General features: G+C 61.0%; 19 protein-coding genes and 1 other RNA gene. 6 read left to right on the top strand and 14 right to left on the bottom strand.

Annotated features, from left to right (window positions below; genetic code table 11):
• Window positions 1-214 precede the first annotated feature (214 nt).
• Window positions 215-562, top strand: a complete 348-nt coding sequence (locus VFF99_RS02950; RefSeq protein ID WP_325014845.1) for a hypothetical protein — start codon at window positions 215-217, stop codon at window positions 560-562.
• A 52-nt stretch (window positions 563-614) separates the two neighbouring features.
• Here the strand turns inward: VFF99_RS02950 and cysM are convergent, their stop codons facing one another.
• The 14 genes from cysM to gyrA all read right to left on the bottom strand — a co-directional run bounded on the left by cysM (window position 615) and on the right by gyrA (window position 15,966).
• Window positions 615-1,517, bottom strand: coding sequence for a cysteine synthase CysM (gene cysM / locus VFF99_RS02945; protein WP_325014843.1), 903 nt, complete (start codon window positions 1,515-1,517; stop codon window positions 615-617).
• 140 nt (window positions 1,518-1,657) lie between these two features.
• On the bottom strand, window positions 1,658-2,014 hold the full coding sequence (locus VFF99_RS02940; protein ID WP_325014841.1) for a ComEA family DNA-binding protein: 357 nt from the start codon (window positions 2,012-2,014) through the stop codon (window positions 1,658-1,660).
• A 111-nt stretch (window positions 2,015-2,125) separates the two neighbouring features.
• Window positions 2,126-3,055, bottom strand: coding sequence for a D-glycero-beta-D-manno-heptose-7-phosphate kinase (gene rfaE1, locus VFF99_RS02935; RefSeq protein WP_325014839.1), 930 nt, complete (start codon window positions 3,053-3,055; stop codon window positions 2,126-2,128).
• A 35-nt stretch (window positions 3,056-3,090) separates the two neighbouring features.
• On the bottom strand, window positions 3,091-4,266 hold the full coding sequence (gene lapB / locus VFF99_RS02930; protein ID WP_325014836.1) for a lipopolysaccharide assembly protein LapB: 1,176 nt from the start codon (window positions 4,264-4,266) through the stop codon (window positions 3,091-3,093).
• Window positions 4,267-4,286: 20 nt separating this feature from the next.
• On the bottom strand, window positions 4,287-4,601 hold the full coding sequence (locus VFF99_RS02925) for a LapA family protein (RefSeq protein ID WP_325014834.1): 315 nt from the start codon (window positions 4,599-4,601) through the stop codon (window positions 4,287-4,289).
• Window positions 4,602-4,785: 184 nt separating this feature from the next.
• Window positions 4,786-5,091: an integration host factor subunit beta gene (locus VFF99_RS02920; RefSeq protein WP_088710132.1), complete on the bottom strand. Its 306-nt coding sequence runs from the start codon at window positions 5,089-5,091 to the stop codon at window positions 4,786-4,788.
• Window positions 5,092-5,105: 14 nt separating this feature from the next.
• Window positions 5,106-6,812, bottom strand: a complete 1,707-nt coding sequence (gene rpsA, locus VFF99_RS02915; protein WP_325014833.1) for a 30S ribosomal protein S1 — start codon at window positions 6,810-6,812, stop codon at window positions 5,106-5,108.
• Window positions 6,813-6,947: 135 nt separating this feature from the next.
• On the bottom strand, window positions 6,948-7,622 hold the full coding sequence (cmk, locus tag VFF99_RS02910; protein ID WP_325014831.1) for a (d)CMP kinase: 675 nt from the start codon (window positions 7,620-7,622) through the stop codon (window positions 6,948-6,950).
• Window positions 7,623-7,661: 39 nt separating this feature from the next.
• The gene (aroA, locus tag VFF99_RS02905; RefSeq protein ID WP_325014829.1) at window positions 7,662-8,987 is read right to left on the bottom strand and encodes a 3-phosphoshikimate 1-carboxyvinyltransferase; all 1,326 of its coding nucleotides are present in this window, start codon (window positions 8,985-8,987) and stop codon (window positions 7,662-7,664) included.
• Window positions 8,987-9,898, bottom strand: a complete 912-nt coding sequence (locus VFF99_RS02900) for a prephenate dehydrogenase (RefSeq protein WP_325014827.1) — start codon at window positions 9,896-9,898, stop codon at window positions 8,987-8,989. Before VFF99_RS02900 ends, aroA begins: the two co-directional genes overlap by 1 nt.
• Window positions 9,899-9,909: 11 nt before the next feature.
• Window positions 9,910-11,016, bottom strand: coding sequence for a histidinol-phosphate transaminase (hisC, locus tag VFF99_RS02895; RefSeq protein WP_325014825.1), 1,107 nt, complete (start codon window positions 11,014-11,016; stop codon window positions 9,910-9,912).
• A 64-nt stretch (window positions 11,017-11,080) separates the two neighbouring features.
• Window positions 11,081-12,154: a prephenate dehydratase gene (pheA, locus tag VFF99_RS02890; protein ID WP_325014847.1), complete on the bottom strand. Its 1,074-nt coding sequence runs from the start codon at window positions 12,152-12,154 to the stop codon at window positions 11,081-11,083.
• Between the two features lie 45 nt (window positions 12,155-12,199).
• On the bottom strand, window positions 12,200-13,291 hold the full coding sequence (gene serC, locus VFF99_RS02885; protein WP_325014823.1) for a 3-phosphoserine/phosphohydroxythreonine transaminase: 1,092 nt from the start codon (window positions 13,289-13,291) through the stop codon (window positions 12,200-12,202).
• Entirely contained in the window at window positions 13,291-15,966 is a 2,676-nt protein-coding gene (gene gyrA / locus VFF99_RS02880; protein WP_325014821.1) for a DNA gyrase subunit A, read from the bottom strand. The genes serC and gyrA overlap by 1 nt, the downstream gene beginning before the upstream one ends.
• A gap of 227 nt (window positions 15,967-16,193) precedes the next feature.
• Between gyrA and VFF99_RS02875 the strand changes: the two genes are divergently transcribed.
• The 5 genes from VFF99_RS02875 to ssrA all read left to right on the top strand — a co-directional run.
• Window positions 16,194-16,862: an OmpA family protein gene (locus tag VFF99_RS02875; protein WP_325014819.1), complete on the top strand. Its 669-nt coding sequence runs from the start codon at window positions 16,194-16,196 to the stop codon at window positions 16,860-16,862.
• Window positions 16,863-17,139: 277 nt separating this feature from the next.
• Window positions 17,140-17,787, top strand: coding sequence for an outer membrane protein OmpA (ompA, locus tag VFF99_RS02870; protein WP_325014817.1), 648 nt, complete (start codon window positions 17,140-17,142; stop codon window positions 17,785-17,787).
• A gap of 94 nt (window positions 17,788-17,881) precedes the next feature.
• Entirely contained in the window at window positions 17,882-18,577 is a 696-nt protein-coding gene (gene ubiG, locus VFF99_RS02865; protein WP_325014815.1) for a bifunctional 2-polyprenyl-6-hydroxyphenol methylase/3-demethylubiquinol 3-O-methyltransferase UbiG, read from the top strand.
• Between the two features lie 61 nt (window positions 18,578-18,638).
• A complete protein-coding gene (locus VFF99_RS02860; RefSeq protein WP_325014813.1) occupies window positions 18,639-19,304 on the top strand; it encodes an HAD-IA family hydrolase in 666 nt (221 codons plus the stop codon).
• A gap of 127 nt (window positions 19,305-19,431) precedes the next feature.
• Window positions 19,432-19,586, top strand: a transfer-messenger RNA (tmRNA) gene (gene ssrA / locus VFF99_RS02855); the annotation flags it as partial.

The following is a 19,586-nucleotide window of genomic DNA, read 5'->3' as shown; positions in this document are numbered from 1 at the left end:
GATTCTAATATTGCTTTTTTGAAATTTCTTTACTATATTGCATTTATGCAAGTAGTGTCTACACGGCAATTGTGGTAGTGCTACCTATTGCATCCCGGTCATGCAAGATATGTCACAAAGCTGATACACTTTCCAGATAAGCAAATTGTTTCTCTGTATAATCAGCTTGCAGTCCGGAACTATTGTGACTTTGACTACTCATTAAGACAATGCCATGGACAACACGGATAACAACAAGCGCACCGGTACTCGTCTCGCCGACCAGGTGAATTACGACCCGAACAACCTGCTGGACGCGCTTATCGAAAAACTGAACCTGAAGAACGACGCTGCGCTTTCGCGCGCACTGGAAGTGGCACCGCCGGTGATCAGCAAGATCCGTCATCGCCGCCTGCCGGTCGGCGCGTCGCTGCTGATCCGCATGCATGAGGTGAGCGACCTGAGCATCAAGGAACTGCGCATCCTGATGGGTGACCGCCGCGACAAATTCCGTATCAGCGACAAGCAGTTCAAGCCGAAGGATGCGCCGCAGGCAGCAGCCGGCATGGAACAGCACGAATAAAGCAGCACGATAAGATTCGTCACTGCCCCGCCTGCAAGTTCCCAGGCGGCGGCTAGGCGGGGAACACGCCCGTCGACAGGTAGCGGTCGCCGCGGTCGCAGACGATGAATACGATTGTCGCGTTCTCCACCGTTTGCGAAATTCGCATCGCCACTTCGCAGGCGCCGGCCGCCGAAATTCCGCAAAAGATTCCTTCCTCCATCGCCATCCGGCGCGCCATCTGTTCCGCGGCGGCCTGGCTGACGTATTCGAGCTGGTCGACACAGCTCTTGTCGAAGATCTTCGGCAGGTAAGCTTCCGGCCACTTGCGGATGCCGGGAATCTGCGATCCCTCTTCCGGCTGCGCACCAATGATGCGCACTGCAGGATTCTGCTCACGAAGATAACGCGAGACGCCGACGATCGTTCCGGTCGTTCCCATCGCGCTGACGAAATGCGTGATCCGGCCTTCCGTATCGCGCCAGATTTCAGGACCGGTACCTTCGTAATGCGAGCGCGGATTATCGGGATTGGCGAACTGGTCGAGAATGATGCCCTTGCCTTCCTTCTGCATCTGCTCGGCGAGGTCGCGCGCGTATTCCATGCCGCCGGTCTTCGGCGTGAGCACGATCTTCGCGCCGTAGGCCGCCATGCTCTGGCGCCGCTCTTCGCTCAGGTTCTCGGGCATCAGCAGCACCATCTTGTATCCGCGCAAGGCCGCCGCCATTGCAAGCGCAATGCCGGTGTTGCCGCTGGTAGCTTCGATCAGCGTGTCGCCGGGCTTGATCTCGCCACGCTCCTCGGCATGCATGATCATCGACAGCGCGGGCCGATCCTTCACCGAACCCGCGGGATTGTTACCCTCCAGTTTCCCGAGAATGACATTGTTGCGCCGCGCAGCGTCCTCTCCGGGAATCCGCTTGAGCTGCACCAGCGGGGTATTGCCGATTGTGTCTTCGATGGTCAGGTAAGGCATGTCGTGAAAAGGCTGCTTGGTAAAAGCGTCATTTTACTCGGACGCGCATGCGCACGCGCGTTCGCCATATAGGCCCCGAACAGGCCCCGAAAAAAACCCCGCTTGTGCGAAGCGGGGCTTTTCATTGGAAGCTGCCTTGATTACTTCCTGGCCTCTTCCTTCTTGCCATCCTTGCGGCTTTCGCCCGGCATTGCCTTCTTTTCCTCCTTGGCAGGCGCCGCCGCATTGCGCGGCTGACCGTTGACCGTCAGGCCGGCGTCCGACAACCTGATCGCATTCTTTTCGCCGACACCTTTCACGCGTCCCTCCAGATCCGGCCAGTCCTTGAAGTTGCCACCCTTCTGGCGTTCGTCGAGGATCGCCTTGGACATTTTCGGTCCGATTCCCTTGACGCCGTCGAGCGCCGCCTGGTCTGCCTTGTTGACATCCACCTGAGCAAAGGCAAAGCCGGCCGTCGCGGCAAATACTGCTATCGAAAGCAAGAGTTTTTTCAGCATATGGTTTTTCTCCGAATGAAACGATGAAAACATCGGACAGCCGCCCAATGTTATAGAAATGATAACTTTAAAGTTATCAAAAAGCCATCATCGATTTTCGGAAAAAATGGCTCAGGAGAAGAGTTCTTCCTTGGTGACTGTCGCCGTACCCAGTTTGCCGACGACGATTCCGCCCGCGCGGTTGGCGATCGATACGGCGTCCGGCAGGGACTTTCCCGCCCCGAGCATGGTCGCAAGGGTAGCGATCACCGTGTCGCCTGCGCCGGATACGTCGAACACTTCGCGCGCAACGGTCGGGATGTGAAACACCTCGGCGTCGGTATAGAGCGTCATGCCTTCTTCCGACCGCGTGAGGAGCAACGCCTCGAGATCCAGCGAGCGGCGCAGGTTCTGCGCCCGGTTGGTCAGGTCTTCCTCGCTTGTCCAGGTACCGACGATATGGCGCAGTTCGGACTTGTTCGGCGTGAGGATCGACGCGCCCTTGTAGCGCGTGAAATCTTCCCCCTTGGGATCGACAAGGATGGTCTTGCCGAGGCGCTTGCCGGCTTCGATCATGTGCGCGACGTTGACCAGGCTCCCTTTCGCATAGTCGGAAAGGACGATCACGTCATATTGCTGCACCAAACTGTTGTACTGGGTCAGCTTGTCGCGCAGCACGGCTTCGCTCGGCGGCGCCTCGAAATCGATGCGCAGCAGTTGCTGCTGGCGGCCGATCACGCGCAGCTTGATGATGGTGGAGATCGCTGTATCACGGTTGAGGAAACAGTCGATGCGCAGTTCGGTCAGCAGCCGCTGCACGACGTCGCCGGCCTCGTCGGTGCCGACCACGCCCAGCAGGCCCGCCTGTGCCCCCAGCGCTACGGTATTGCGCGCGACGTTGGCGGCGCCTCCCAGCCTTTCCTCGCGCCGTTCCACGCGCACCACCGGCACCGGCGCCTCCGGAGAAATGCGGCTCACATCGCCGAACCAATAGCGGTCCAGCATCACATCGCCCACGACGAGGATACGCGGGCTCTTCTGCGGAGGGGTCATGTCATTCATATCGGAGTTCGGTTCGGGCGTTCCCAGGGGACGCGCTAATTCATCACGTTGAGTTCTTCAGTGCGTCGCGGCGGGTACGATTCCCATTGGCTGCAACCCGGGCACTGCCAATAGAACTGGCGCGCCTTGAAGCCGCACTGGCTGCACTGATAGCGCGCCAGTTTCTGCGTGTAGCCGTGCACCAGGTTCTTGACCAGCGACAGCTCCGGCCGCACTTCCGGCGGTGCTTCCATCAGGCGCGCTTCGAGCAGCTTGTCGAGCCCGAGGAGCGTGGGCGTGCGTCGCAATTCGTCGCTCACCAACTGGTTGGCGGCATCCACACCGTCGAGTTCGAGCACCGCCTTGAATACGACTTCGAGCAGGTCGATAGATGGCGCCTCGGCAAGATAGCTCTTGAGCAGGTTCAATCCTTCCTGCGGACGGCCGACGGCACGATAACCGTCCATCAGGCGCTGGGCGACGAGGGAGACATGCGGCACGCTCTGCTGCTCGACACGGCGCCATGCCATCAGCGCCGCTTCGGTATCGCCCTTTGCCAGGTGTACGTCGCCGATGAGGATCGCGGCGCGCACATTGCTGCGATCGGCCGCGAGCGCCTTTTCGAGCATCGACAGGGCGGCGTCCGGATGGGTATGCACCAGCTCATCCTGAGCCAGCTCGCAATAGAACTGGGCGATTTCCTTCTGCTTCGCGCCGGCGCCGGACTCCTGCAATGCCCGCGCTGCGTCGATGGCGCGCAGCCATTCCTTTTCGCGCTGGTAGATTTCAAGCAGCGCCCTTCTCGCTTGCGCGCCGTACTGCGTGTCGACCAGTCCATTGAAGGTCTCTTCGGCACGGTCGAGCAGGCCGGCCTTCAGGTAATCCTGTCCCAGTTCGTACTGCGATTGCAGCTTGTAGTCCAGCGGCAGGTCGGGACGTGCAAGGAGGTTCTGGTGCACGCGGATCGCGCGCTCCATCTCGCCGCGCCGGCGGAACAGGTTGCCGAGCGCGAAATGCAACTCGATCGTTTCCGGGTCGAGCTTGACGATTTCGATGAAGGCGTCGATCGCCTTGTCCGGCTGCTCGTTCAGCAGAAAATTCAGGCCCTTGAAGTAGCCGCGCGGCAGGCTGCGCGATTCCGAGACGAGCTGGTTGATATCGACGCGCGCGGCGATCCAGCCGAGGCCGAAGAAAATCGGAATGCCAAGCAGCCACCAGGTTTCGAATTCCATGTGTTCTTGTTCTTTTCAGGTTATTTGTTCACGACCGAATCGGGCTGCGGCGGCTGGACGCGCGCCATCCGCTTGGCCTCATTTTCCTGCTCCATCGCCGTCATTGCCTTCTTGTGCTTGGCCAGGTCGCGACGATAGCGGAACAAGGTGGGGATCATGGCCAGGATGCCGAGCGCGGCGCCGGCTGCGAAAAACGACAGCAGCAACAGGACGAGCGGTCCGCGGACTTCGTAATCGAAGAAGAAGCGCAGCGATGCTTCCTGGGTGTTCTTCAGGGCAAAGCCGAAGAAGATGATGAAGAGAATGGCCGCAACGATTCTGAACACGATTTTCATGGCGCGGCGTCCTTATTGATGGAATGGGTCATGCACTCTGGCCGTGGCTCTCTACTGACAGGGTGAAATTGTACGTGAAGTTTCGCGCGCGACCACGCTGCAGGGCAATGCTTGCGCATGGGAACCGGGCGAGGCAAAAAAAACGGCATCCGAAGATGCCGTTTTGATTCCTGCAAATAACTTCCTAGTCTTCCTTGATCGGCTGGCCAACCATGGCGTCCACGCGTTCGCGCAACTCCTTGCCGGGCTTGAAGTGCGGAACCCGTTTTTCAGGAACCATCACCTTGTCGCCCGACTTCGGATTGCGCCCGATGCGCGGCGGACGGCTGTTCAGCGCAAAGCTCCCGAAGCCGCGAATCTCGATGCGCTGGCCGTTGGACAATGCCTCGGCCATTGCATCAAGAATGGTTTTCACCGCGTAATCCGCATCCTTTGCAACCAGCTGCGGATAACGCTCGGCCAAGCGGGCAATCAGCTCGGACTTAGTCATTTACGGTTTCGACCTTATTGCTTGTTGTCGAGCTTGGCCTTCAGCAGTGCGCCCAGGCTGGTGGTGCCGGATGCAGCGCTGGAATCAGCGGACATCTTCTGCATGGCTTCCTGCGTCTCGGCATTGTCCTTCGCCTTGATGGACAGCTGGATGCTGCGTGCCTTGCGGTCGATGTTGATGATCATGGCTTCGATCTTGTCGCCAGCCTTCACGTGGGTACCGGCATCTTCCACGCGATCGCGGGAGATTTCGGATGCACGCAGGTAGCCTTCGACCTCGTCGGACAGCTGGATCACGGCGCCCTTCGGCTCGACCGACTTGACGGTACCGGTCACGACAGCGCCCTTGTCGTTCATTGCAACGAAGTTGTTGAACGGGTCGCCTTCCAGTTGCTTGACGCCCAGGGAAACGCGCTCGCGCTCGACGTCGATTGCCAGAACCACGGCTTCCAGCTCGTCGCCCTTCTTGAACTTGCGGACGGCTTCTTCGCCAGCCTCGGTCCAGGACAGGTCGGACAGGTGGACCAGGCCGTCGATGTTGCCCGGCAGGCCGATGAACACGCCGAAGTCGGTGATCGACTTGATCGCGCCCTTCACCTTGTCGCCCTTCTTGTGGTTCATTGCGAAGTCATCCCACGGATTCGGCTTGCACTGCTTCATGCCGAGGGAGATACGACGACGCTCTTCGTCGATTTCCAGAACCATGACTTCGACTTCGTCGCCCAGCTGGACAACCTTGTTCGGCGCCACGTTCTTGTTGGTCCAGTCCATTTCGGAGACGTGCACCAGGCCTTCGATGCCCTGCTCGACTTCCACGAACGCACCGTAGTCGGTCAGGTTGGTGACCTTGCCGAACAGGCGGGTGCCTTGCGGATAACGACGGGACAGACCGGTCCACGGATCGTCGCCCAGTTGCTTGACGCCCAGGGAGACGCGGTTCTTTTCCTGATCGTACTTGAGGACCTTGGCGGTGATTTCCTGGCCGACGGACAGCACTTCCGACGGGTGACGCACGCGGCGCCATGCCAGGTCGGTGATGTGCAGCAGGCCGTCGATGCCGCCGAGGTCAACGAACGCGCCGTAATCGGTGATGTTCTTGACGATACCGGTGACGATGGTGCCTTCCTTCAGGGTTTCCATCAGCTTGGCGCGCTCTTCGCCCATCGATTCCTCGATGACGGCGCGGCGGGACAGCACAACGTTGTTGCGCTTGCGGTCCAGCTTGATGACCTTGAATTCCATGGTCTTGCCTTCGTACGGCGTGGTGTCCTTCACCGGGCGGGTGTCGACCAGCGAACCCGGGAGGAATGCACGAATGCCGTTGGTCAGGACAGTCAGGCCGCCCTTGACCTTGCCGTTGACGGTGCCGGTGACGATCTCGCCGGATTCCATCGCCTTTTCGAGGGCGAGCCAGGAAGCCAGGCGCTTGGCCTTGTCGCGGGACAGGATGGTGTCGCCGAAACCGTTTTCGAGCGATTCGATCGCAACGGTCACGAAGTCGCCGACCTTGACTTCGACTTCACCGCTGTCGTTCTTGAATTCTTCGATGGGAATGAATGCTTCGGATTTCAGGCCCGCGTTCACGACCACAAAGTTGTAATCGACACGGACGACTTCAGCGGAAATCACTTCACCGGAACGCATGTCCTGACGGGCAATGGATTCCTCGAACAGGGCTGCAAAGCTTTCGGCACCGGTGTTTTGTTGTTGCGCAGTAGACATAAAAGAAAGATGGTTGGCCAGCGATGATCGCGTCTTGTGGTCATGCACTGGGTTAAGTTAATCAACACCCGGGAAGGCCTTGCGCCTGCCGGGCACCAATCGCACTACATTTGCACTACGAGAACAGCCGAACTGCTACGACTGTTTTTTTACTGCCGCATACCATTTCAGAACCTGCTCGACGGCCTCGTCGGCAGTCATGTGCGAAGTATCCAAGATGTGTGCGCCTTCCGCGGGCTTCAAGGGCGCGATCGCGCGGTTTGAATCGCGCGCGTCCCGCTCCCTCAAATCCTTGAGAAGGTCTTCCATATTAGCAGGAAAACCCTTGTCAATCAATTGCTTATACCGCCTTTCCGCACGTGCCTCGACGCTTGCGGTAAGGAATACCTTGAGCACTGCATGGGGGAAAATAACGGTGCCCATATCCCTGCCGTCGGCCACCAGGCCGGGCGGAATCCTGAAGCCGAGCTGCAGGCCTGCCAAGGCCTGCCTCACGGTTGGCAAAGCGGCAATTTTCGAGGCCGTGTTGCCGACTTCCTCGGCGCGGATGGCGGCGGTGACGTTTTCATTGCCCAGCCAGATCTCGTCGCCGACGAAGCGGCACGGCAGCTTTTCCGCCACTTTTGCCAGTCCGTGCTCATCGTTCAACGGCACTTCATGGCGCAGTGCGCTGAGCGCGGTGAGGCGGTAAAGCGCGCCGGAATCGAGGTAATGGAAATGGAGCTTCTGCGCAACGCGGTTGGCGACAGTCCCTTTTCCGGAAGCCGTGGGCCCGTCGATCGTGATGACTGGAATGGAATGGGTTTGCATCGTTTTTGGCTCTCCGTGCAGCAATGAGGGTGCTGCCGGTCAGATCAGCTTGTCCCGGGCAATTTGGGCGAATGCCTCGAAGTAATCGGGGAAGGTCTTGGCGACGCACTTCGGGTCGTTGATCCGCATGGTGTTGCCGCGCCTTCCGGCACCGTCGAGCGATGCAAGGGAGAAGCACATTGCCATGCGGTGGTCGTCATAGGTATCGATTGCTGCTGCCTGGATTTCCGCCGGCGGCACCACACGAAGATAATCCGGCCCTTCCTCGACCGTTGCGCCGACCTTGCGCAATTCGGTTGCCATCGCGGCAATGCGGTCGGTTTCCTTGACGCGCCAGCTCCCGATGTTACGCAGCGTGCTCGGTCCGTCCGCATACAGCGCCGCCACTGCGATCGTCATCGCCGCATCCGGGATGTGGTTGAAGTCCGCATCGATGGCCTTCAGCACGCCGTTCGATCTTGCTTCGATCCAGTTGTCGCCCATCGTAATGCTCGCGCCCATGCGTTCCAGCGCTTCGACAAAGCGAACATCACCCTGGATGCTGTCGCGGCCCACGCCTTCCACGCGTACCGGACCGCCGGCGATGGCGCCGGCCGCCAGGAAATACGATGCGGACGACGCATCGCCTTCGACATGAATGCTGCCCGGGCTGACATATTTCTGCCCGGCCGGAATCGTGAAGGCCTGCCAGCCCGCGCGCTCCACCTTGACGCCGAAACGTTGCATCAGATTAAGCGTGATTTCGATGTAGGGCTTGGAGATCAATTCGCCAACGACCTCGATCGTGACGGCATGCTCAATCGCCATCAAGGGCGCAGCCATCAGCAACGCCGTGAGGAACTGGCTCGACACATTGCCCCGCACCTGCATGCGCTCCGCATGGATATGACCGCGGCGGATGTGCAGCGGCGGATAGCCCGGCTGTCCCGTGTACTCGATCTGCGTGCCGACGGCGTTCAGGGCATCGACGAGGTCGCCGATGGGACGCTCATGCATGCGCGACACGCCGTGAAGCGTGTAGTCGCCGCCGATCACCGCCAGTGCCGCCGTAAGGGGCCGGATCGCGGTGCCGGCATTACCCATGAACAAGTCCGCCTGATGCACCGGCAGAACGCCGTTGACACCATGGACGATGTAATCCTGGGATTCGCCGATCTGCTCCCATTTCACGCCGAGCTTTTGCAAGGCCATCAGCATGACATGAGTGTCATCCGAGGCAAGGAGGTCGAAAATCTTCGTCGTTCCCTGCGACAGCGCCGCAAGCAACAGGATGCGGTTGGAAATGCTTTTCGATCCGGGCAGGCGAACCGTGCCCTGGGCATGCATCGCCGGTTTCAGGTCGAGGTGATAGGGATAATGCTTCATTAGTCGCCGCCTTGCTTGTTCTGTTGTTCGGCAGCCTCGATCGTTTTGATCCAGTTCTGCCGCGCGCGTTGCGCATTCGCATAGACCGCTTCGATCGCCTTGCCGTTTCGTTCCGCAAGCAATCCGCGCAGTTGCACCAGTTGCGCCATGTAGGCATCCAGCTCGCCCAGCAGGGCAAGCTGGTTGGCCAGCGAAATATCGCGCCACATTTCCGGCGACGATCCGGCGATGCGGGTGAAATCGCGAAAGCCGCTCGCGGCATACTGGAACAGCAGGTCGGCGTGCGGCTTGCGTGCCACGTCGTCGACCAGTGCATAGGCAAGCAGGTGCGGCAGGTGGCTCACCGAGGCGAATACGCGGTCATGCTCTTCCGGGGTCAACTTGTGAATGATCGCGCCGCATAGTTCCCATGCTTGCGCCACGCGTGCGACATCGGCCTCTGCATTTTCTCGCAACGGCGTAATGACCGTTTTCTTGCCGATATACAAATCAACGATCGCCGCGTCCGGCCCGTTCTGTTCACGACCGGCAATCGGGTGGCCCGGAACGAACTGCGCAATCTTGGTTCCGAGCGCCGCACGAGCTGCCTCCACCACGTCGGTCTTGGTGCTGCCCGCATCGGTGACCACAGTGCCCGGCTGCAGCCAGGGTTCGATTGACCTGAGGATCGCTTCGGTTTGCGCCACTGGCGCGGCAAGCAGGATCAGGTCGGCGCCCTGCACGGCTTCTTCGACGGACGTGCTGGCGATATCGACGATGCCGAGTTCTTTTGCGCGGGCGAGCGACGCCGCACTGCGCCCCACCCCGACGACCTTACCGACCACGCCGGCCTTCTTCAACGCGAGGGCGAACGAGCCGCCGATCAGGCCGACGCCGAAGATCGATATTTTGCTGAACAGGGGAGGCGCCACTATTGCTCCGCTCAGGCCAGCACTTGTTTCAGCGCTGCGATGAACGCCTCGTTTTCCTCGGGCAAGCCGATCGATACGCGGAGCCACTGCGGCAGGCCGTAGTTGCCCACCGGGCGCACAATGATGCCGCGCTTGAGCAGGGCGAGGTTGACGCGCGCGCCGGCGCCGTCATCGGTGCCCACCCTGATCAGCACGAAGTTGCCGTACGAGGGTACGTACTCGACGTCCATCGCATCGAAAGCCTTGGTCAGCTGGCGATAGCCGTCGGCGTTGAGCTGCGCGCTTTTCTTCAGGAATTCGGCATCGGTCAGCGCTGCGACGGCGGCTGCCTGCGCCATCGAATTCACGTTGAACGGCTGGCGGATACGGTTGAGCAGGTCCGTGATCGCCGGTTGGGCGATACCGAAGCCGATGCGCAGGCCGGCCAGACCGTAGGCCTTGGACATGGTGCGCGACACCAGCAGGTTCGGATACTGCTTCACCCATTGCACCGAGTCGTACTGCTGCTCGGGAGCGAGATACTCGTTATAGGCCTCGTCCAGCACGACGACCACCTCCTGCGGCACTTTCTTCAGGAATGCCTCGATCTCGGCTGCGGGGATGAAGGTGCCGGTCGGATTGTTGGGGTTGGCGATGAACACCAGCTTGGTATCCGGGGTAATCGCCGCGGCCATCGCCGCCAGGTCATGGCCAAAGTTCTTCGCAGGGACAGCGATCGCACGTCCGCCGACGGCTTGCGTGGCGAGCGGGTAGACGGCAAACGAATACTGCGCAAAGACCACTGCCTGGCCAGGCTGGACGAAGGCATGTGCCGCCAGCTCCAGGATATCGTTGCTGCCGTTGCCGAGCGTGATCCATTCCTGCGGCACGCCGTACTTCGCGGTGATCGCCTGCTTCAGCTCGAAACCGTTCGAATCGGGGTAACGGCCAATGTCGGCAACAGCCTTGAGCATGGCCTGCTTGGCCGACTCCGGCATGCCGAGCGGATTTTCATTCGATGCGAGCTTGATGATCTTTGCTTCGTCGAGGCCGAATTCGCGGGCAACTTCCGCGATCGGTTTCCCTCCCTGGTAGGGAGCAATGGCGCGAACGTAATCGGGTCCGAATTGGAGTGACATGAGGTTTTCCTGAACAGGTGCCGCAACAGGCACGCGCAGGCGCGCCCGGAAGCGGCGGAACAAACTACAAACTAAACGGATACGAGCCGAGCACCTTGAAGAACGGTGCATTCTGCTTCAGCTCGGCCATCGCCCTGGCGACCTTCTGGTCCTGCACATGGCCTTCCACGTCGACATAGAAGTAGTACTCCCAGGTGCCCATGCGCGCCGGACGCGACTCGAAACGCGTCATCGACACGCCATGCGTGGCCAGCGGCGCAAGCATGTTGTACACGGCGCCTGCCTTGTTCGGCACCGCGAGCACAAGTGAAGTCTGGTCCTTGCCGCAGGGCGCGGGCTGGAGCCGGCCGATCACGGCGAAGCGGGTTCGGTTGTGCGGGTCGTCCTGCACGTGCGCCTTCACCACACCTAGGTTGTATCGCTGGCCGGCGATCTCGCCGGCGATTGCTGCCGCGGTCGGATCTTCGCTGGCGATGCGCGCCGCTTCGCCATTCGACGCCACTGCCTGGCGCTCCACGTGCGGGTAATTCATGTTCAGCCAGACCTGGCATTGCGCGAGGGCCTGCGAATGCGCGCAGATGCGCGTTACGCCGTCCATCGTGCCGTTCTTGGTCATGAGGCTGTGATGCACCGGGATCGAGAGCTCGCCGCTGATGGACAGCGTCGTCTGCAGCAACAGGTCGAGCGTGCGGTTGATCGCGCCTTCGGAAGAGTTTTCCACCGGCACTACGCCGAAATCCGCCGTCCCGGCCTCCGCAGCACGGAACACTTCATCGATGGAGCTGCAAGGCAAGCCTTCGACCGCGTGGCCGAATTGCTGGTACACCGCCTGTTCGCTGAAGGTGCCGGCCGGTCCGAGATAGGCCACCGTCACGCGCCGTTCCAGCGCACGGCAGGAGGACATGATTTCGCGGAAGATGGTCTGCACGTCATGGCTGGCGAGCGGGCCGGGATTGTTGTCGGCCACCTTGCGCAGCACTTGCGCTTCGCGTTCGGGGCGGAATACCGGCGCATTGGTTTCGGCCTTCACATGGCCGACTTCCTGCGCCACCTGCGCGCGGCGGTTGAGCAGGTCGAGGATCTGCGCGTCGATCGAATCGATCTGCTCGCGAAGGGGTTTGAGTTTATCGTCGCTCATCATCTTGGGTCGTTCCGGGGCAGCGGCCGCTGCCCCCGAAAGGCGTTATCCGTGCTTCTTCTCGAAGTCTTTCAGGTAATCGACCAGCGCCTGCACGCCTTCCATCGGCATCGCGTTGTAGATCGATGCGCGCATGCCGCCCACGGACTTGTGGCCCTTGAGCTGCAGCAGGTTGCGCTCCTTGGCGCCGGCGAGGAAGGCCTCGTTCAGCGACTCGTCCTTCAGGAAGAACGGCACGTTCATGCGCGAGCGGCAATCCTTCGCAATGTGATTGCTGTAGAAATCCGTCGAATCCAGATAGTCGTACAACAGCGAGGCTTTCGCAATATTGCGCTGTTCCATTGCCGCAACCCCGCCCTGCCGCTTGAGCCACTGGAATACCAGGCCGGCGATGTAGATCCCGTACGTCGGCGGGGTGTTGTACATCGAGTTGTTCTCGGCAACGAGTTTCCAGTCGAAGGCGGACGGGCAGATCGGCAATGCGTGGCCGAGCAGGTCGTCGCGCACGATCACGAGCGTGACGCCGGCGGGGCCGATGTTCTTCTGCGCACCGGCGAAGATCACACCGTAGCGCGAGACATCGACCGCGCGCGACAGGATGTGCGAAGACATGTCCGCCACCAGCGGCACGTCGCCCACGTCCGGCGTGTACTGGAACTCGACGCCGTCGATCGTCTCGTTGGTGCAGATGTGCACGTATGCGGCGTCGCTGGACAGCTTCCAGCTATCGCGCGGCGGAATGGATGCAAACTTGCCGGCCTCGGACGAAGCGGCGACATTCACGTTGCAGTATTTCTTCGCTTCCTTGATCGACTTGCCCGACCAGGAGCCGGTGTGGACGAAATCGGCGACGGACGGCTGGGACTTCCTGCCGAGCAGGTTCATCGGCACGATCGCGTTTTCGCCGATGCCGCCACCCTGCAGGAACAGGATGCGGTAGTTCGACGGCACCGCGAGCAGCTCGCGCAGGTCGCGCTCCGCCGCTTCGTAAATCGAGATGAACTCCTTGCCGCGATGGCTCATTTCCATCACGGACATGCCGCTGCCGTGCCAGTCGAGCATTTCCTCGGCGGCCTGCTGCAGCACTTCCTGCGGCAGGACAGCCGGGCCGGCCGAGAAATTGTAGACGCGGCTCATTACTCCTCCGCTCCGGTGCTCTCGGCGGCGCCGTTGTCAGCTGCGCCGCTTTCGCTGCCATTTTCGCCGCCGTTGTCAGTACCGTTCAAGTCATCGACATCCGACTCGACGATGCGCTGCAGGCCGGACAGCTTGGTGCCGTCTTCGACCGCGATCAGGGTTACGCCTTGCGTTGCGCGGCCCATTTCACGGATCTCGGCAACGCGTGTGCGGATCAGAACGCCTCCGGTCGTGATCAGCATGATCTCGTCGCGCTCTTCCACCAGGGTGGCGGCAACGACCTTGCCGTTGCGCTCGGTGGTCTGGATCGCGATCATGCCCTTGGTGCCGCGGCCATGGCGGGTGTATTCGGTGATCGGCGTCCGCTTGCCGAAGCCGTTTTCGGTTGCGGTCAGCACCGACTGCTGTTCGTTCTCGGCCACCAGCAGCGCGATCACCTGCTGGCCGTCCTCGAGGTTCATGCCGCGCACGCCACGCGCAAGACGGCCCATCGGACGGACATCGTTTTCGTCGAAGCGCACGGCCTTGCCGGCATCGGAGAACAGCATCACATCATGCTTGCCGTCGGTCAGCGCGGCGCCGATCAGGAAGTCGCCCTCGTCCAGGTCGACCGCGATGATGCCGGCCTTGCGCGGATTGCTGAATTCGGTCAGCGGGGTCTTCTTCACCGTACCGAGGCTGGTCGACATGAACACGTAATGGTCCTCGGGGAAGCTGCGGTTGTCGCCGGACAGCGGCAGCACCACCGTGATCTTCTCGCCGTCCTGCAGCGGGAACATGTTGACGATCGGCTTGCCGCGCGAGTTGCGCGAACCCTGCGGCACTTCCCAGACCTTCAGCCAGTACAGGCGGCCGCGGTTCGAGAAGCAGAGGATGTAATCATGCGTGTTGGCGATGAACAGCTGGTCGATCCAGTCATCTTCCTTGGTCGCCATTGCCTGCTTGCCGCGTCCGCCGCGCTTCTGCGCGCGGTACTCGGACACCGGCTGCGATTTCATGTAGCCGGAGTGCGACAGCGTCACCACCATGTCCTGCGGTGCGATCAGGTCTTCGGTCTCGAGGTCGGTGGCGTTATGTTCGATGGTCGAACGGCGGGTATCCTTGGCGCCGTCGCCGTACTCGTGCTTGGCGGCGGCCAGCTCGTCCGAAATGATCGCCGTCACGCGTTCCGGCTTGGCGAGGATGTCGAGCAGGTCGGCGATCTGCGCCATCACTTCCTTGTACTCGTTGACGATCTTGTCCTGCTCGAGGCCGGTCAGGCGCTGCAAGCGCATCTGCAGGATTTCCTGCGCCTGGTCGTCGGACAGCTTGTACAGGCCATCCGGCTGGATGCCGTAGTGCTTCGGCAGGTTCTCCGGACGGAAGGCGTCCGCGCCGCCGACGTTCTCGCCGGCTGCACGAGCGAGCATGTCGCGCACCACCGAGGAATCCCAGGCGCGCGCCATCAACTCCGACTTCGCGATCGGCGGCGTGGGCGCTGCCTTGATGATGGCGATGAAGTCGTCGATGTTTGCCAGCGCGACCGCGAGGCCTTCCAGCACGTGGCCGCGTTCGCGCGCCTTGCGCAGTTCGAACACCGTGCGGCGCGTCACCACTTCGCGGCGGTGCGACAGGAAGCACTCCAGCATCTGCTTCAGGTTCAGCAGCTTCGGCTGGCCATCGACCAGCGCCACCATGTTCATGCCGAAGGTGTCCTGCAGTTGCGTCTGCTTGTAGAGGTTGTTGAGCACGACTTCCGGTACTTCGCCGCGCTTGAGCTCGATCACCACGCGCATGCCCGACTTGTCGGACTCGTCGCGGATGTCCGAGATGCCGTCCAGCTTCTTGTCGCGCACCAGCTCTGCAATGCGCTCGAGCAGCGACTTCTTGTTCACCTGATAGGGCAGCTCGTCGACGATGATCGCCGTGCGGTTGTCCTTGCCGAATTCTTCGAAGTGGGTCTTGGCGCGCATCACCACGCGGCCGCGGCCGGTGCGGTAGCCGTCACGCACGCCCGAGACGCCGTAGATGATGCCGCCTGTCGGGAAATCGGGCGCCGGAATGAGTTCGATCAGTTCGTCGATCGAGCATTCCGGGTTGCGCAGCACGTGCAGCGAGCCGTTGATCACTTCCGAGATGTTGTGCGGCGGGATATTGGTCGCCATGCCGACCGCAATACCGGACGAGCCGTTGATCAGCAGGTTCGGGATGCGCGTCGGCAGCACCGACGGCTCCTTTTCCTTGCCGTCGTAGTTCGGCTGGAAGTCGACCGTTTCCTTCTCGATGTCGGCCAGCAGTTCGCTGGAGATCTTGTCGAGGCGGCACTCGGTATAACGCATCGCCGCGGCATTGTCGCCGTCGACCGAACCGAAGTTGCCCTGACCATCGACCAGCGTGTAGCGCAGCGAAAAATCCTGGGCCATGCGCACCAGGGTGTCATAGATCGCCTGGTCGCCGTGCGGGTGATACTTACCCATGACTTCGCCGACCACGCGCGCGCACTTCACATAGGGGCGATTCCACACGTTGTTCGTCTCGTGCATCGCATAGAGCACGCGGCGGTGCACGGGCTTGAGGCCGTCGCGCACGTCGGGGAGCGCACGACCAACGATCACGCTCATTGCGTAATCGAGGTAGCTCTTGCGCATCTCTTCTTCAAGGGAAATCGGGATAGTCTCTTTGGCGAATTGATCCATTGGCGAGTCGGCTTGTCTATGCTGAGGTTCGAGATGCCGGCACCGCGCAAAAAGTGCGGTGCCAAACATTGGATTTTAGCATGGCAGCCATCGCTTCCCCGCCCAAGGGATCCGATATGCGCGGCTTCTTGCGCCATTTAGAGGCGTACGCGATGAAAATGTGTTTAAATAAAATGTTTCATTGCGTAAATTGGCATTCTTATAATAACCACCTAGGGAATAAAAACATGCTCAAACACCTTGCCCTCGCAGCGACCATCGGTCTGAGTGCAGCGGCCGCAACGGCCCAGACGGACATCAAGGCAAACCCCGACAAGAGCGCATACCTGCAGGACGGCCGCGGCGTCATCGCACGCAGTCCCTTCGGTCTGTGCTGGCGCGCCGGCTACTGGACTCCGGCCGACGCCGTGGCAGGCTGCGACGGCGAACTGGTTCCCCCGGTCGCAAAACCGACCGCGCCCGCCATCGCCGCACCGGCGCCGGCTCCCGCTGCGGCGCCGGCAGCACCGAAGCGCTGCGACTTTGCGCTGACCCTCGCCGCCGACCAGACCTTCGCCTTCAACAAGGCTGTCCTGAACAACGCGGCCAAGAAGCGCATCGACGACGAAGCCATCGCCAAGCTCGGCAATTGCTCCAAGGTCGACATCATCATGGTCACCGGCCATACCGATCGCCTGGGCACCCAGCAGTACAACCAGAAGCTGTCCGAGAAGCGCGCGGATGCAGTGGCGGCCTACCTCAAGAGCAAGGGCGTGAAGGCTGAAATCGATACCCTCGGGGCGGGCAAGACCCAGTCGGTGAAAGCCTGCGACGACAAGCTGCCGCGCAAGCAGCTGATCGAGTGCCTGGCACCGAATCGCCGCGTCGTGGTCGAGGTTCGCGGACTGGCCAAGTAATTCAGGAACGTTGGCAACCAAAAACGGATGTTCCGAAAAATTGCCAGCATAATCTGACCATCCGTTGCAAAAACACAACGGATGGTCAAAATCACCGACCGATTGATTTAGCAGTAACCGACGCCATGCGCTGCTATGGCAAAATGTAGTTAACTAAAGAGCATTGCAAGTGAACAATCTTGCAAAAAAATGATCTAATAGCTCTCCACTAAAGTTTTTCAGAAAGTAGTATTTGTTGCGCAGTTCGTCTGCGGATATCTCACCCAAGAGGAAAAATATGAATAATTTGGCAAAACTCGTCTTTGCTGCGTCCGCAGTGGTTTCCTTTTCTGCATCTGCCCAGCAAGACATCCAGGCTAAGACCCCGAATAGCGCCTACCTGCAGGACAGCCGCGGCGTAGTCGCCCGCGATCCGTTCGGCCTGTGCTGGAGGACCGGCTACTGGACCCCGGCCGATGCGGTCGGCGGCTGCGACGGCGAAATCGTCAAGCCCGCTGCTCCGGCTCCGGCCGCAGCTCCGGCGCCCGCCCCGGCTCCGGCACCCGCTCCCGCCCCGGCTGCTCCGGTCTCCGAAAAGGTCACCTTCGCCGCTGACACCTTCTTCGACTTCGACAAGGCTGTGCTGAAGCCGGACGGCAAGGCCAAGCTGGACGACCTGTCCTCCAAGCTGAAGGGCATGAACCTGGAAGTCGTGATCGCCGTCGGCCACACCGACTCCATCGGTTCCGACACCTACAACCAGAAACTGTCGGTCCGCCGCGCAGAAGCCGTGAAGGCCTATCTGGTGTCCAAGGGCGTTGAGCCGAACCGCGTCTACACCGAAGGCAAGGGCGAGAAGCAACCGGTTGCTGACAACAAGTCCGCTGGTGGCCGCGCCAAGAACCGCCGCGTGGAAATCGAAGTCGTCGGTACCCGTACCCGATAATCGATTTGCCTGAGGCAAAACCCCGCTTCGGCGGGGTTTTTTTATGGGCGCACGCAAATGCGCAAACCGCCGCAATCCAGCTATCATTCAGCCTATGAACGCCGATCCTCTAGAACTCCAAAAATTCAGTGATCTCGCCCATCGTTGGTGGGATCCGACCTCCGAATTCCGCCCGCTGCACGAGATCAATCCGCTTCGCCTCGAATGGATCAACGCGCGCGCACCGCTCGCCGGAAAGAATGTTGTCGACATTGGCTGCGGCGGCGGCATCCTCGCCGAGTCGATGGCGAAGAAGGGCGCCAAGGTCACCGGTATCGACCTCTCGGAAAAGGCATTGAAGGTCGCCGACCTGCACAGCCTCGAATCCGGCGTGCAGGTCCGTTATGAACTGATCTCCGCCGAGCAGCTTGCCGCGCGCGAGCCGGGCAGTTTCGACGTCGTGACCTGCATGGAGATGCTCGAGCATGTGCCGGATCCGGCTGCCGTCGTCAAGGCCTGCGCCACCCTCGTCAAACCGGGCGGCCACGTTTTCTTCTCCACCATCAATCGCAACCCCAAGTCCTACCTGTTCGCCGTCATCGGCGCCGAGTACGTCTTGCGCATGCTGCCGAAGGGTACGCACGACTACGCCAAGTTCATCACCCCGGCGGAACTGTCCGCTTATGTTCGCGACGCCGGCATGCAGGTCGACGCGCTGAAGGGCATGACCTACAACCCGCTGACCAAAATCTATTCGCTCAACCAGGACACGGACGTCAACTATCTGATGGCCTGCCGCCTTCCTGCTTGATCGACCCGCAAGACCCGGCGTTCACGGCACGAGCTCGTGAACGCCACATCCACCGATTGCCATGACCCTGCCTACGCCTCGCGCCATCCTGTTCGACCTCGACGGCACGCTCGCCGACACCGCACCCGACCTCGCCGCAGCGATGAACAAGGTGCGCACCGACCGCGGCCTCGCACCCACACCCTACGACGTGCTCCGGCCGGTTGCCTCCGCCGGCGCGCGAGGACTGATCGGCGCCGCCTTCGGCCTCAAGCCGGGCGATGAAGGCTACGAAGAGCTGCGCGTCGCCTTCCTTGACACCTACGAATCAGCAATTGCCGACCACACGACGCTCTTCGCCGGCATGCCTGACCTGCTCGACGCTTTGCCCACGCGCAAGCTCGCGTGGGGGATCGTGACGAACAAGGCGGCGCGTTTCACCGACCTGCTCGTGCCGAAGATCGGACTCGGCCACGCCGCCTGCGTCATTTCCGGCGACACCACCCCCCATTCGAAGCCGCACCCCGCCCCCTTGCTGGAGGCAGCCAAGCGCCTCGGACTGGCGCCGGAGGAATGCTGGTACGTGGGCGACGATCTGCGCGACGTCCAAGCCGGCCGTGCAGCCGGGATGGCGACCGTCGCCGCGGCATGGGGTTATTGCGGACACGCCGAACCCGCAACGTGGGAAGCGGACGTGATCGCCGAAACACCGCTCGATGTGCTTGCGCTGATTCAAAAAGCCGCGTGAACTTTTCCCGCCGGGCGCCATCTGATGCTGGCTTCCGGGAAAGGGCTGCTTCCGATTTTTTTCGCGGCGCTCCCTTGAAACCGCCACGGGCGGCGCCATCTTGTGAGGTACAATAGCTGTCTGTTTTGGGGACGACCTGGTTTCGACGTGGGTTACAAAGCAGCGCAGGGCATACCGAGGGCTGGTCACCTCGTAAATCCAACCGGAAATGAAATAACTGCTAACGACGAACGTTACGCTCTGGCCGCTTAATAACCGGCTAGCCCTACACCACCTCTTCCC

This window comes from Noviherbaspirillum sp. (genome assembly GCF_035654295.1).
Classification (GTDB): Bacteria; Pseudomonadota; Gammaproteobacteria; order Burkholderiales; family Burkholderiaceae_D; genus Noviherbaspirillum.
This window is presented reverse-complemented; position numbering and strand designations above follow the sequence as displayed.